General features: G+C 71.0%; 14 protein-coding genes. 4 read left to right on the top strand and 10 right to left on the bottom strand.

Annotated features, from left to right (window positions below; all coding sequences use genetic code 11):
* Positions 1-5: 5 nt before the first annotated feature.
* The 10 genes from ACOZ90_RS03855 to ACOZ90_RS03810 form a co-directional block, all read right to left on the bottom strand.
* Complete coding sequence (locus tag ACOZ90_RS03855; RefSeq protein WP_422892312.1) at positions 6-500, bottom strand: hypothetical protein; 495 nt, start codon at positions 498-500, stop codon at positions 6-8.
* Positions 497-1,822: a FliI/YscN family ATPase gene (locus ACOZ90_RS03850; protein ID WP_422892311.1), complete on the bottom strand. Its 1,326-nt coding sequence runs from the start codon at positions 1,820-1,822 to the stop codon at positions 497-499. The genes ACOZ90_RS03855 and ACOZ90_RS03850 overlap by 4 nt, the downstream gene beginning before the upstream one ends.
* A complete protein-coding gene (locus tag ACOZ90_RS03845; protein ID WP_422892310.1) occupies positions 1,819-2,496 on the bottom strand; it encodes a FliH/SctL family protein in 678 nt (225 codons plus the stop codon). The genes ACOZ90_RS03850 and ACOZ90_RS03845 overlap by 4 nt, the downstream gene beginning before the upstream one ends.
* Positions 2,493-3,128 carry a hypothetical protein gene (locus ACOZ90_RS03840; RefSeq protein ID WP_422892309.1) on the bottom strand — a complete coding sequence of 212 codons (636 nt, stop codon included), beginning with the start codon at positions 3,126-3,128 and terminating at the stop codon, positions 2,493-2,495. Before ACOZ90_RS03840 ends, ACOZ90_RS03845 begins: the two co-directional genes overlap by 4 nt.
* Positions 3,129-3,137: 9 nt before the next feature.
* A complete protein-coding gene (locus tag ACOZ90_RS03835) occupies positions 3,138-3,929 on the bottom strand; it encodes a hypothetical protein (protein ID WP_422892308.1) in 792 nt (263 codons plus the stop codon).
* Positions 3,930-3,951: 22 nt separating this feature from the next.
* Positions 3,952-4,386 carry a hypothetical protein gene (locus ACOZ90_RS03830; RefSeq protein WP_422892307.1) on the bottom strand — a complete coding sequence of 145 codons (435 nt, stop codon included), beginning with the start codon at positions 4,384-4,386 and terminating at the stop codon, positions 3,952-3,954.
* Positions 4,387-4,418: 32 nt separating this feature from the next.
* The gene (locus ACOZ90_RS03825; protein WP_422892306.1) at positions 4,419-4,748 is read right to left on the bottom strand and encodes a hypothetical protein; all 330 of its coding nucleotides are present in this window, start codon (positions 4,746-4,748) and stop codon (positions 4,419-4,421) included.
* 67 nt (positions 4,749-4,815) lie between these two features.
* Positions 4,816-6,033: an FHA domain-containing protein gene (locus ACOZ90_RS03820; RefSeq protein ID WP_422892305.1), complete on the bottom strand. Its 1,218-nt coding sequence runs from the start codon at positions 6,031-6,033 to the stop codon at positions 4,816-4,818.
* 16 nt (positions 6,034-6,049) lie between these two features.
* On the bottom strand, positions 6,050-8,098 hold the full coding sequence (sctV, locus tag ACOZ90_RS03815; RefSeq protein ID WP_422892304.1) for a type III secretion system export apparatus subunit SctV: 2,049 nt from the start codon (positions 8,096-8,098) through the stop codon (positions 6,050-6,052).
* A gap of 274 nt (positions 8,099-8,372) precedes the next feature.
* Positions 8,373-8,822 carry a flagellar biosynthetic protein FliO gene (locus ACOZ90_RS03810; RefSeq protein WP_422892303.1) on the bottom strand — a complete coding sequence of 150 codons (450 nt, stop codon included), beginning with the start codon at positions 8,820-8,822 and terminating at the stop codon, positions 8,373-8,375.
* Positions 8,823-8,837: 15 nt separating this feature from the next.
* Between ACOZ90_RS03810 and ACOZ90_RS03805 the strand changes: the two genes are divergently transcribed.
* From ACOZ90_RS03805 to ACOZ90_RS03790, 4 genes are read left to right on the top strand one after another with little or no spacing between them, the layout of a single operon-like run.
* On the top strand, positions 8,838-9,923 hold the full coding sequence (locus ACOZ90_RS03805; protein WP_422892302.1) for a sensor histidine kinase: 1,086 nt from the start codon (positions 8,838-8,840) through the stop codon (positions 9,921-9,923).
* A gap of 1 nt (position 9,924) precedes the next feature.
* Positions 9,925-10,524 carry a response regulator transcription factor gene (locus ACOZ90_RS03800; RefSeq protein ID WP_422892301.1) on the top strand — a complete coding sequence of 200 codons (600 nt, stop codon included), beginning with the start codon at positions 9,925-9,927 and terminating at the stop codon, positions 10,522-10,524.
* Positions 10,517-11,677 carry a type III secretion system cytoplasmic ring protein SctQ gene (sctQ, locus tag ACOZ90_RS03795; protein ID WP_422892300.1) on the top strand — a complete coding sequence of 387 codons (1,161 nt, stop codon included), beginning with the start codon at positions 10,517-10,519 and terminating at the stop codon, positions 11,675-11,677. The genes ACOZ90_RS03800 and sctQ overlap by 8 nt, the downstream gene beginning before the upstream one ends.
* A 9-nt stretch (positions 11,678-11,686) precedes the next feature.
* Complete coding sequence (locus tag ACOZ90_RS03790) at positions 11,687-12,712, top strand: hypothetical protein (protein ID WP_422892299.1); 1,026 nt, start codon at positions 11,687-11,689, stop codon at positions 12,710-12,712.
* Positions 12,713-12,716: the final 4 nt, after the last annotated feature.

Here is a 12,716-nt window from a genome sequence, read left to right as displayed (position 1 = left end):
TCACCTCATCCTGGTTCGTGCATCATCCGCGCGGCCCTGGCCTGGACCAGGTCCGCGGCGGCTTCCTCTTCCCTGCGTCCTTCCAGCGCCACCTGCTCGCCGCGCCACGCGTCCCGGCGCTTTGACAGGGCGTCCTCGCGGGCCTGTGCGCGCACCCAGGCCTGGCGGGCCTGGTCGAGTTCCAGCTCGGCGGCGCGCAGCTGCTCGTTCGCCTTCTGCAGGTTCGCCTGCTCGATGACGATGCGCTCGCCCAGCAGTTCGACATGCGCCTCGCGCTGCTCCATCGCCACCGGCCACGGCTGGCCGGCGGGCGGCGGGTCGAGCAGGCGCCGGCGCTGCGCGGCACGCTCCTCGCCCAGCGCCTGGATGCCCGCCTCGATCCGCGCGCACTGCTCGCGGCAGGCACGCGCGGCCGCCTGCTTCTCCAGCATATGCGTACGCGCCAGCTCGGTGCGGTGGGCGCGCAGCTTGACCAGCGTCTGCAGGGGATAGCGCTTCATCGGAACAGCCTGCGCAGGGATTCGGAGGACTTGTTGAAATCGGCCAGCTCGGTCGAGCCCTGCTGCAGCAGCTTGCGGATCGGCCCGATCTTCTCGATCGCCACGTCGGCCTCGGGATCGCTGCCGCGCTTGTACTCGCCCAGCTGCAGCAGCATCTCGATGTCGTCGTACTTGGCCAGGTACTTGCGCAGCTGGCCGGCCGCGCGCAGATGGGCCTCGTCCACCACCCGCGGCATGGTGCGGCTGAGGCTGGTGAGCACGTCGATGGCCGGGTAGTGGTAGGCGGCGGCGAGCTTGCGCGAGAGCACGATGTGGCCGTCCAGGATCGAGCGCACCTCTTCCACGATCGGGTCGCCGCCATCCTCGTCCTCGGCCAGCACGGTGTAGAAGGCGGTGATCGAACCGTGCTCGTTGTTGCCGGCGCGCTCGAACAGCCGCGGCAGCGCGCTGAACACCGACGGCGGGAAGCCGCGCCGCGCCGGCGGCTCGCCGATCGCCAGGCCGACGTCGCGCAGCGCGCGGGCGAAGCGGGTGACCGAATCGACCAGCAGCAGCACGCGCCTGCCGCGGTCGCGGAAGTGCTCGGCGATCGCGGTGCCCACCCAGGCCGCGCGGCTGCGCTCCAGCGCCGGCCGATCCGAGGTGGCCACCACCACCACCGAGCGGGCCAGGCCCTCGTCGCCAAGGTTGTCGTAGATGAATTCGTTGACCTCGCGGCCGCGCTCGCCGACCAGCACGATCACGTTGACGTCGGCGTCGCCGCCGCGCGCAAGCATGCCCAGCAGGGTGCTCTTGCCGCCGCCGGCCACGGCGAAGATGCCCAGCCGCTGGCCTTCGCCGGCGGTCATCACCGCGTCGATCGCGCGCACGCCGGTGGCGAAGGGGCGTTCGATCAGGCTGCGGGTGAGCGGGTTGGGCGAGGCGGCGTAGATCGGCGCCTCCACCGTATGCCCCAGCGGGCCCTTGTCGTCGATCGGCTCGCCGTGGGCGTCGAGCACCCGGCCCAGCAGGCCGTCTCCGGCGCGCACCGCGGCCTGGCGGCCGGTCGCGTAGACCTCGGTGGTGGCGGAAATGCCGTCCAGCGCGCCCAGCGGGGTCAGCAGGGTGTGCTGCCGGGACACGCCGACCACTTCTGCCGCCAGGCTGAAGCCCGGATCGCCGGTGCCCGGCGGGTTGCGCAGGTGGCACAGCTCGCCGATGGAGGCCTTCAGCCCGGTGGCGCGGATCATGGTGCCGTAGGCATCGGCGACCTTGCCCACGCGCTGCACGCTGGTGACCGACGACAGCGCGCTGAGCAGCGGGTCGTTGGCAGGCGCGCTCATGACAGCTCCCCGCCCCTGGCCCCGGCCAGCGCGGTGCGGATGGCCTCGATCTGCTGGGCCACGCCGGCACGCACTTCGCCGGCCTCGGACACCACCACGCAGCTGAGCGGATCCAGGCTCTCGTCATCCACCAGTTCGATGACGCCCACCGCCGGATGCGCCTGGCGCACCGCGCCCAGGCCCTGCTCCACCGTGGCGCGGGCCTTGGGGTGCACCCGGATCAGCAGGAACTGCTCGGCCTGGGCCGCTTCCACCGCCTGCATCACCAGCGGCGGCACCACGCTGGCGGCGTCGAAGCCGGGGGCGATGCGGGCGACGATCGCGCAGGCCAGGTCCGAGACCCGGCTGGCGGCATCGGCCAGCACCCGGGCGCGGCGCTCGTTGAGCGCGGCCAGGTTCTCGGTCATCTGCTGCTGCGCGCGCGCCAGGCCTTCGGCGAAACCGGCCGCCTGGCCTTCTTCGCGGGCGCGGGCGACTTCCTGTCCGGCCTGCTCATGCAGGGCGTTGACCTGCTCCAGCAGGTCGTCCAGTTCTTCCAGCCGGGCCCAGGCGCTTGCCTGCACCACCGGCGCGGTAACCGCGCGCGCGAAGGCGCGCCTGTCGGTCACCACCACCGCATCGGCGGCGACCCGCGTGGACTGGCGGCGTGGGGGCGATCCCGCCTGCGTGCTCATGCCGCCTCCCGGCTGGTTTCATGATGGGTGGCCAGCAGCAACACCGGCTTTTCCGGCAGGTGCGACGGGCCGGCGACTTCGGGCGGGTGCAGCAGCGCGACCCATTCGCCCAGCGGCGGATCCCGCCGTGCGGCCCAGTGGCGCAGTTCGTTGCGGCCCTGGCGCTCGAGCACCGCGTAAAGACGGGCATCGACCGGCGGGCCGTCCCGGCCGCTCCACAGCGGTTCCCACTCCTGCGCCAGCCTGTGTTGCACGTCGCGCTCGACCCGTGCGTTCCAGATGGTCGGATCAAGCGCCAGCAGATAGCTTCCCGCCAGCGCCTGCTTGAGCCTGCGCACCGGTTCGCGCCGGACTTCGGCGCGGATCAGCGGGGCATAGGCCAGCACGCCCAGGTCCCTCACCAGCCGCGCCAGCTTGGCGCGCGGCCAGCGCAGGATCGCGGTGGGCGTGGCCGCGCCCGGACGCGGTGCCAGCAGCGTCTCGGCGCCGCCATCGCGCAGCAGGCTGCGCCCAAGCAGCCGCAGCCCCAGCCGTGAGCGGCGGGCGGCGTCCAGCAGGCGCGGATCCAGCGGCTCGCCGCTGCGCGCGTACCAGCCCGGGTCGACCTGGGTGAGCAGGGCCTGCAGCGGCATCGCCGGTCCTCAGCCCTTCCAGATCCGTTCGTCCGGCGCCTGCTTGCCCTGCAGCCGGACCCGCAGCCGGTTGCCGAATGCCACCAGCAAGGCCAGCACGGCGATCACCCCCGCCGCGATGACGAGCGTGACCGGGCTCATGGCCGACATGACGGGTGCCGGGCTGCGCTGTTCGGGGATCATTTCACCGGGAGCGGGGAGGGTCGCGAACTTGACCGACACCTGGTTGGGGCTCTCCAGCCCGCTCACGGCGTCCTTCACCATCACCTTGAAGTGATGCTCCTGGTTGCGCACGTTGGCGCCGGCCTGTTCGAAGATCAGCACCGCGGCCGATGCCTCGCCCGAGGTGCCGCCGATGGGATCGCGCTCGGCCAGGGCCAGGTGCACGCGCGCCTCGGCCACCCCCGGATACATCGACAGCGTGTGGGCCAGGCTTTCTTCCCACGCGCACTGCTGGCGCGAACGCTCCTCCGTGGCCGAGGACACGAAGCCCTTGCGCTCGAACACGTCACACAGCGTGTGCAGCTTGGGACGCGGCAGCCCGCGCGCCCTGAGCATGGCCATCGCGCGCGGCATGTCGGACTTGCCGACCCGGATCTGGTAGCCGGTATCGCTGGCGATGGAGTTGCGCTTGTCGGCGTCCACGCCGTTGGCAAGCAGCACCGCCAGAACGTCGTTGGCCTGTTGCTCGTCCAGGTTGGCCCACAGCTCTACGCGGCCGCAGGCGGCCAGCAGCAGGCAGGCCGCCACTACCAGCGCGATCCTGCCCGGCCCGACGGCGTGTTTCCTGCTCACGGTCATGGTCTCGTCCCCTGTGCCCGGGTCACGACTGCTGGCGGAACAGCTGCTGCACGCCATCGGAAGTCCGGTTGGCGACGTTGGAAGTCAGCTGCGACTGGAACAGGAACTTGTGTGCCTGCATGGTCATCTCGAACATCTGGCTGGGCATGAGCTCGCCGTTGGTGCTGCTGATCTCGCTCGCCAGCCGCTGCATGTTGGTGGCGTTGGCGTTGAGGTTGTCGAATGCCGAAGCCAGCATCTTCGCTCCCTCCGACGGCCCCGCCTCGGCGGCACCGGAGACCGCCTCGGCACCGCTGGCCTGCGGCGGCTGGGTGACCCCGGCCGCGCGCAGCTGCGCCTGGCCGAAATCGCGCACTTCGATCGCCGATGCCTGCGGCTGCGCCGCTGCGCCGGCCCCGGCACCGCCGGCGGCGCCGGTGGCTGCGTCGAGTCCGGCTACCTGGATGGCTTCCATCATTTTCGTTCTCCCGTGAACGTGGGCGCTTGCGGTTACTGGCGCTTGCCCAGGGTTTCCAGGGCCTGGCCGGTGGCGTTCTGCGAGGTGGCGGCGTTGTTGGACATGAACTGCATCTTCAGGCTCGCCGCGGTCAGCTGGACCATGTTGGAAGGCTGGTCGCCGCCGGTGCGGATGGCCGCCGACATCTCGGTGATCTGCGCCGCCTGGCCGTCAAGGGCCGAGCCCCAGGCGCGCGACATGGCTTCGTACCAGCTGTTGCCGGTGGACGAGGACACGCTGCCGCGGCCGTTGTTGGCGCCCGGGCCGTTGGCGAACGTGGCGTGGCCGATGAAGTTGTTGAGTGCGGACTGGTCGATGCTCATGGTGCTCTCCTTTCCTGGATGGATGCTGCTCTGGCGGCCGGGATTCCGGGCCTCGTACGTACTCGCTTTACTGGCGGTTGCCTGCGGCGCGCGCCTGTTCGGCGGCCCAGGCACGCGAGCGTGCCGGGGCCGGGGTGTCTTCGTTCTCCTGCGCGGCCGTTGCGGTTTCACGGCGCTTCTTTTCCTCGGCGGTGACCGGGCGGACCTCGACCGTCTTGATCGTGCCGTCTTCGGTCGCAACCATGGCGACCCTGCCCAGGGCGCTGAGCGTGCCCTCGCCGGGGATGAACTCGCCGGCGCGGTACTGCTTGCCGTCCTCGTCCACCAGATGCGGGTCGTCGCCGCGATGGTGGGCGACGATCCGCACCGCCTCCAGCTCCGGCGCCTCGGCTTCCTCCACCTCTTCGGCCAGGTTGATCGGCCGGATCAGCCGCACCCCGGTGTCCAGCACCGCGGGCGTGCGCACGTAGGCCTCGAAGGCCTGCATGTCTTCAAAATACCCGGTCGCTTCAACCTCGCCGCGGCCCAGGTAGCGGGTCTTGGCCGGGAATCCACCCGAGCGCAGCAGTTCGCCGACGTTGATCGCCATGTCCTCGCCGATCGACAGGGCCAGCGAGACCGGAAGCGCTTCCTCCTCGATCTGCTGCTGGATCTGCCTGCGGGTCGCGGCGTCGTTGACCATGCCCACCAGCACCGGCTGGTTGCTGACGTCGCGCTCGATCTTGCGCTCGGAGACGCCGTACTGGCGGGCGATCTCGAGCAGCCGGGCCTCCGGGTCGATCCGCGACTCGGCCTCCGGCACCACGGCGACGATGATCGCCAGCGAGGCCAGGCCCAGCACCGCGACCGCGGCGAACAGCGGCAGCCTGCGGGTGAGCGGCTCGATGAGCCGGCGCGCGCGCGACGCGGCGGGCTGGTCGCCGTCGGGTGCCAGCGCCAGCCAGGCCGGGTCGTCCTGGAGGCCGAACGCCAGCGCCGCCTCGCCCAGGCCGACCCGCTGCAGGCGATCCATTTCCACCGGGTCACCCGGGTGCAGCAGCCGACCTTCCAGCTGCAGCGGCGCATCCAGCGCGCGCAGCTGGAACTGGCCGTCGACCACGCTGATCAGGGCGTGGCGGGTGGCCACCCCGGCATCGGCCAGGACGATGTCGCAGTCGTCGCCGCTGCCGACCAGGATCATCTCGCGCTCGGCCAGCTCGCGGCTGGCGCCCGCGTGCAACCCGGACACGATGCGCAGCAGCCTGCGCTGTTCCGGTTCGTCCACGTTGGACATTGCGTCATTCATTCGCGACTCCATGGCCTCAGGCATTGACCTGCCCGGACTGGACGATGCGCAGGTCGGGAGCAAGCTCCTGATACGAGAGCACCGGCAGTTCGAAGAAATCGACTTCCATCAGCTTGCGCAGGTGGCGCCTCACGTCGAGTGAGCACAGCAGCACCGGGCGCACGCCCTGGCCCATGCGGCCAAGGTGTCCACGCACCTCGTTGCCCAGGCGCGCGGCCAGTTCGGGCGAGATGGCCAGTTGGCTGGCGCCGCCGGCAACCCTGACGGATTGACGCAGCTTGTCTTCCAGCTCTGGATGGATCAACAGTACGTGCAAGTTGCGGTCGCTGTCTGAATAGCGGTCGGCGATCTCGCGCTTGAGCGCCACGCGCACGTATTCGGTCAGCAGCACCACGTCCTTCTCGCGCCCGCCCACGTCGGTGATGGCCTCGAAGGCGTCGCGCAGGTTGCGGATCGGCACGCCCTCCTCGGCCAGCCGGCGCAGCACGTCGGCCACCCGCTGCGGCGCGACCACGCGCAGCATCTCCTTGACCAGATCCGGGTAGTCGCGCTGCATGCGGCCGAACAGGTTGGAGGTTTCCTGGATGCCCAGGAAGCCGCCCAGGCGGCGCTGCAGCGCGCCGCGGCAGTGGTCGACCAGCACCTCCAGCGCCGGCCGCGCGTCCTCGCCCTGCTCGCCCGTCCATTCGCCCGACACCGGCGGGAAGAACCCGGGCAGGCGGGCGTCGGCGGTACCCGGACGCGCCGGCCTCAGCCGGGCGTCTGCCTGCAGGCGTCCGGACGCGACCCGCGCGCCGAAGGCCGTCAGCCGGTACTCGCCTTCCTCCAGGCCGGCGCTCACGCGCAGCTCCGGGGAAGGCACCGGCACGCCGTACTCCTCGCGCAGGCGGCGGGCGACGTCGGCGATGCGTGTGCGCAGCGGTTCCTGGCCGAAGGCCACCGCCAGCGACGGCGCCACCTCCAGCTGCAGCGGCGCGGGCGGCGCCATGTCGTCGCTCTGCACGGTGACCTGGCTGGTCGCCAGCTCCTCGTCGCTGACCCGGAACAGCTTGCGCAGGGTCTCGAACTGGTAGCGGTACTGCCAGCCGGCGGCCGCGAACAGCAGCAGGCTCAGCGCCGCGAACACCAGCTTCGGGAAGCCCGGCACCAGCATCATCAGGAAGGCGAGGATGGCGGTGATCAGCAGCACCCGCGGCTGGTTGGACACCTGGCGGGTGATCGCCTCGCCCAGGTGCCTGTCGTCCACGTCGCTGGCGGTGCGGGTGACCACCAGGCCGGCCGCGATCGTGGCCAGGATCGCCGGGATCTGCGACACCAGGCCGTCGCCGATGGTGAGGATGCTGTAGGTGCGCACCGCCACGTCCAGCTCCATGCCCTTCTGCAGCACGCCAATCGTCAGGCCGCCGAGCAGGTTGATGATGATGATGACGATGCCGCAGATGGCGTCGCCCTTCACGAACTTCATGGCGCCGTCGAGGCTGCCGTAGAGCTGGCTCTCGGTTTCCAGCAGGCGGCGCTTGCGGCGCGCCTCGTCCTTGTCGATCAGGCCCGCGCGCAGATCCGAGTCGATCGACAGCTGCTTGCCGGGCATGGCGTCCAGGGTGAAGCGCGCCGCCACCTCGGCCACGCGCTCGGCGCCCTTGGCGATGACGATGAACTGCACCACGGTGATGATCAGGAACACCACCAGGCCGACCACGAGGTTGCCGCCGGCCACCAGCGCGCCGAAGGTCTCCACGATGTGCCCGCCCTCGGCGTTGAGCAGGATCGAGCGGGTGATGGCGACCGAGATCGCCAGCCGGAACAGCGTGGTCAGCAGCAGCACGCTGGGGAAGCTGGAGAACGCGACCGGGCTGGGAATGTAGATGCCCAGCAGCAGCAGGCCGAAGCCGATGGAGACGTTGACCGCGACCAGCGAGTCGATCAGCACCAGCGGCAGCGGCAGGATCATCACGGTGATGATCAGCACCGCGCCGAATGCGAGGAAGACGTCGCTGTAGCCCAGGCGCTTGCGCGGCGCCGATCCCTCGGGCGCGGCGAACAGGTTGGCGATCAGCGCGCGCATGTCGCGGCCGCCTCCGCGCGGTGGAAACAATGGCTGGCGGCGACCCGAACCACGGGCAGCCGCGCTCCGGAGAACGACTCCGTGATCCGCCGCGAACGACGTGCTGTCCGAATCACCCCTGACCTCATGCGTCACTTTGTGCCAAGGAACGATAGCCGTGTAAAGTGCACACGGCGTAAAATTTATGTTTCAGGACATGCGTTTGCTGTCACAAACCCCTGGAAGGGTGCCGTAACGTGACAAATTCCCCAGTTTAGGGCTGTATCACGCGGGCTTAACGCCGCAGCAGCACATCTAGGGGAGACTTCGCGACGCGGGTGGCGTCTGCCGGATCGGTTCCGGTGTCCGGATCGGCGGCCACATCGTCCTGCTCCAGCCGCGTGATCAGGTTGACCGATTGCGCGCTGACCCCGATGGCCAGGATGCGCCCGGCACGGGTTTTCAGCAGGACGACGCGCTCGCGGGGCCCCACCGGAAGAATCTGCAGGACGGACAGGTGGGCGCCGCTGCCCGTCATCCCGTAGCGGCGGCGCAGCAGGCGCAACACCAGGAGCAGGGCAAGGATCATGAACCCCAGGGGCAGCAGGATCGAAAGCAGCTCGCGAACGTACGAAGGCGCCGGCGCGGCGGCCCCGGGCGTGGCGGCGAGCGCGCTGCCTCCGGCCAGGATCAGGACGAGCGCACACGCGGCGGCAAGGCGGGAGACTGCGGTTCGATCAGGCATGGCGGGGGCGATGGCGTGACGGGGACGGGGGGGCGCGGGCTGCGCGCGGCTGCAGGGTATCCCATCGCGCTGGAAACGATGCTGCAGGCGGTGCCTTTCGCGTGCGCCGCGTTCGCGGCCGGTGACGGCGCGCTGGTGGCCGCCAACGGCCTGTACCGGCAGGAGTTCGGCGCCCTCACCGGCCACGACAGCCGCGCCGGACTGCTTGATTCGCTGCGCACCAGCGGCCTCGACATCGACGCCGGGCGCGAGGTGCGCGCCCCGCACAACGGTCGCTGGTATTCGCTGTACTGGCGGCAGCTGGAGCAGGACGCGCAGGCGCTGAGCCTGCTCACGGCGGTGGACATCAGCGAGAGCATCGAGGTGCTCGACTCGCACCGGAGCCGCCAGGAAAAGCTGCTGTTCACCTCGCGGCTGATGTCGGTCGGGGAAATGGCCGCGACCCTGGCCCACGAGCTCAACCAGCCGCTGGCGACGATCGTCAACTACCTCAACGGCAGCCTGCGCCTGGTCGGCCAGGCCGGCGGGCCGGCCCAGGTGGAGCGCGCGCTGGTCGCCGCGCGCACCCAGGCCGAGCATGCGGCGGCGGTGATCGCGCGGGTGCGCGAATTCGTGCGCGCCCGCGAGCCGCGCCGCGACGCCCACGACCTGGCCGCCATCGCCAGCACCGTGCTGGAGCTGCTGCGGCTGGAGGCCGAGCGCCAGCAGCTGACCATCAAGGTCTCCCTGGCCGACACCCTGCCGCCGGTGTACGCCGACAGGGTGATGGTGGAGCAGGTGCTGCTGAACCTGGTCAAGAACGCGATCGAGGCCATGCGCGAGGTGGACGCCACCGGGCGCGAGCTGGACATCGAGGGCCGGGTGAACCTGGACGGCGAGATCGAGGTGCGGGTCTGCGACCGCGGGCCGGGCCTGACCCCCGCCGAGGGCGAGCAGCTGTTCTCGCCGTTCTACACGACCAAGTCGGACGGGCTGGGCATCGGCCTGGCGATCTGCCGTTCGATCATCGAATACCACGAGGGCCGGCTGTTCTTCGAGCCGCGCCAGGGCGGCGGCAGCGTGTTCGGTTTCACCCTGCCGCCCGCCGAAGGGAGGGCATGAGATGGAGCAGGTGCTGGTGTACCTGGTGGACGACAACGACGGGTTCCGCGATTCCACCGCCTGGCTGCTGGAAACGGCCGGCTACCAGGTCCAGGCCTTCGCCTCGGGGCCGGAGTTCCTGGAAGCCTGGGACGCGGGGCGCGCCGCCGGCGAGGCCTGCCTGGTCTCCGACATCCGCATGCCGCGCATGAGCGGGCTGCAGCTGCAGGACGAACTGTCGCGACGCGGCAGCACCCTGCCGCTGGTGTTCGTGACCGCGCACGGCGACGTGCCGCTGGCGGTGGAGGCGATGCGCAAGGGCGCCACCAACTTCCTGGAAAAGCCCTTTGCCGACGACACCCTGATCGAGGCGATCCGGGCAGCGCTGGCCAACGCCCGCAACCGCGGCGACGGCGCCATCAACAGCGCCGCGCTGGAGCGCCTGAGCCCGCGCGAACGCCAGGTCCTGGACCTGGTGGTGGCCAGCAAGCCGAACAAGATCATTGCCGACATCCTGGGGATCAGCATCAAGACCGTGGAACTGCACCGCTCGAACATGATGAACAAACTCGGGGTACGCTCGCTGCCCGAACTGATGAAGGTGGCGCTGGGACATGGTTGAGGAAGCGAACGCACAGTCCGCCCCGGCCAGGCCGCGCCGGCGCCGCAAGCCGGCCGCTGCAGGGGCGGCGGCCAGGGCGACCCCGCTGCGCGGACGCATCCCGGCGATGCCCGCGGCCCGCGCCCAGGCGCTGCGCGCGCTGTTCGCCAGCCCGCACGGATGGCTGCTGGGCGACAACGGCCTGCTCCAGCTCATGCCCGGCCGGCCCGCCGCCGCGGGAGAGGCCTTCGAACTGGAGGCCGAAGGCGGCCGCATCGGCCTGCGCCTGCAGGCCACGGCCGTTGCGCTCGGCGACGGCCTGCACTGGAGCGACTTCAGCGGCCGCTCGCGGATCCTGGCCTGGAGCCTGGCCCACGAAAGCCACCTGATGCGCCTGAGCGAAGCGCTGGGGGTGGCGCTGACGCCGCTGATCGACGCCGATGCCGCGGATGCGCAGGCGGAGGGCGACACCCTCTGGCTGGACTTCCTGATCGAGGACGAACACCCCGACCACGACCCGGACGCGGCACGCCGCGCACCGGCCCTGCATGGCTCGCTGCGCCTGCCGGTGGCGTGGATCGAGCGCCTGCTGGTGCGCGCCGAGCCGCCGTTCGAGGACGATGCCCCGCAGCCGCTCGGGCGCTGGGCCCGGCTGCCGGCCACGGTCTCGCTGCAGTTCGGCATTCCGCCACTCACGCCCGGCGACCTGGATGGGCTGTCGCCCGGCGCGGTGTTCGTGGTCGGCCGCAGCGGCCGCCGGCCGGCGTTCCAGGCCCGCGCCTGTGGCCAGGCGTGGCCGGTGGTGCCGTCCGCCGGCGGCTGGCGCGTGGAAGGGCCGGCGCAACCCGTTTCAACCACCCAGGAGAGCAATCCGATGAGCGAGAACCAGCCCCCCGCGGGCGAGGGCGAGGGCGAGGCACAGGAGCCCGCGTCCGCGCCGGCCGACCCGGAGGCGGGCACCCGCAAGCTGCCGGTCGACGTCTGCTTCGAGATCGGGCGCCTGCAGATGCCGGTGGGCAAGCTGGCCGAGCTGCAGGCCGGCTATGTGTTCCCGGTGCCGGCGCAGCTGGAAGGCGCCAACGTCACCATCCGCGCCAACGGCGAGGCGGTCGGGCAGGGAGAGCTGGTTTCGGTCGGCGACACCCTGGGCGTGCGCCTGCTGTCCTGGAAATAGGCCCCGCGCATGGATCTGAGCAACTATTCCCCGGCGCTGGTCATCGTCATCGTGGTGTGCCTGGCGCTGGCGCCGTTCGTGGCGGTGATGGTGACCTCGTTCACCAAGATGGTGGTGGTGCTCAGCCTGCTGCGCAACGCGCTCGGGCTGCAGCAGGTGCCGCCCAACGTGGTCATCAACGGCCTGGCGATCGTGCTGTCGATCTACGTGATGTATCCGGTGATCCTGGACACCCATGCCGCGATAAGCGCGCGCATGGACGGCCGGCCGCCGCCGGCCTCGGTGCAGGCCCACATCGACAGGCGCGCCGCCAGCCAGGCGGCGCGGCAGCGGCAACAGGCCGAAGCCGCGCTGCTGGCCGACACGCAGTCAACGGCCGGGGAGCCTGGCGACCCGGCCCCGGCCAGCCCGGCCGCGGCGGATGCGCTGCAGGCCGAGGCCCGGGCGCGCACCGCGCCGCCAGCGGCCGAACCCGAACGCGGCGAGCTGTTCGCCGGCATCACCGGCGGGGTCGGGCCGCTGGCAGCGCAGGCGGAACCCGCGACGGAGCCGGAGGCCGGGGCCACGGACACCGGCCCGCGGGTGATCGGCCCCGGCCCCGCGACCGGCCCCCTGCCCGCACCCGAAGGCGGCATGGATGCGGCCTACCTGCTGGCGCTGGCCGACGCCGGCAAGGAGCCGCTGCGCACGTTCCTGATCACCCACTCCAGCGGTGCCGAACGCCAGTTCTTCCTGCGCAGCGCCCAGCGGCTGATGCCGCCCGAGCGCCACGGCTCGCTGTCGCTGGACGACTTCATCGTGGTGATCCCGGCGTTCACGGTGAGCGAGCTGACCGCGGCCTTCCAGATCGGCTTCCTGATCTTCCTGCCGTTTTTGATCATCGACCTGGTGGTGGCCAACATCCTGCTGGCGCTGGGCATGATGATGATGTCGCCCACGATCGTGTCGCTGCCGTTCAAGCTGCTGCTGTTCGTGCTGGTGGACGGCTGGGCCAAGCTGGTGCACGGCCTGGTGCTGACCTACGCGATCGTATGAACGC

The sequence above is a fragment of the Luteimonas dalianensis genome, assembly GCF_049339425.1.
Lineage (GTDB): Bacteria > Pseudomonadota > Gammaproteobacteria > Xanthomonadales > Xanthomonadaceae > Luteimonas > Luteimonas dalianensis.
Note: the sequence above shows the minus strand (reverse complement) of the source record. Positions and strands in the feature narration are given on the sequence as shown.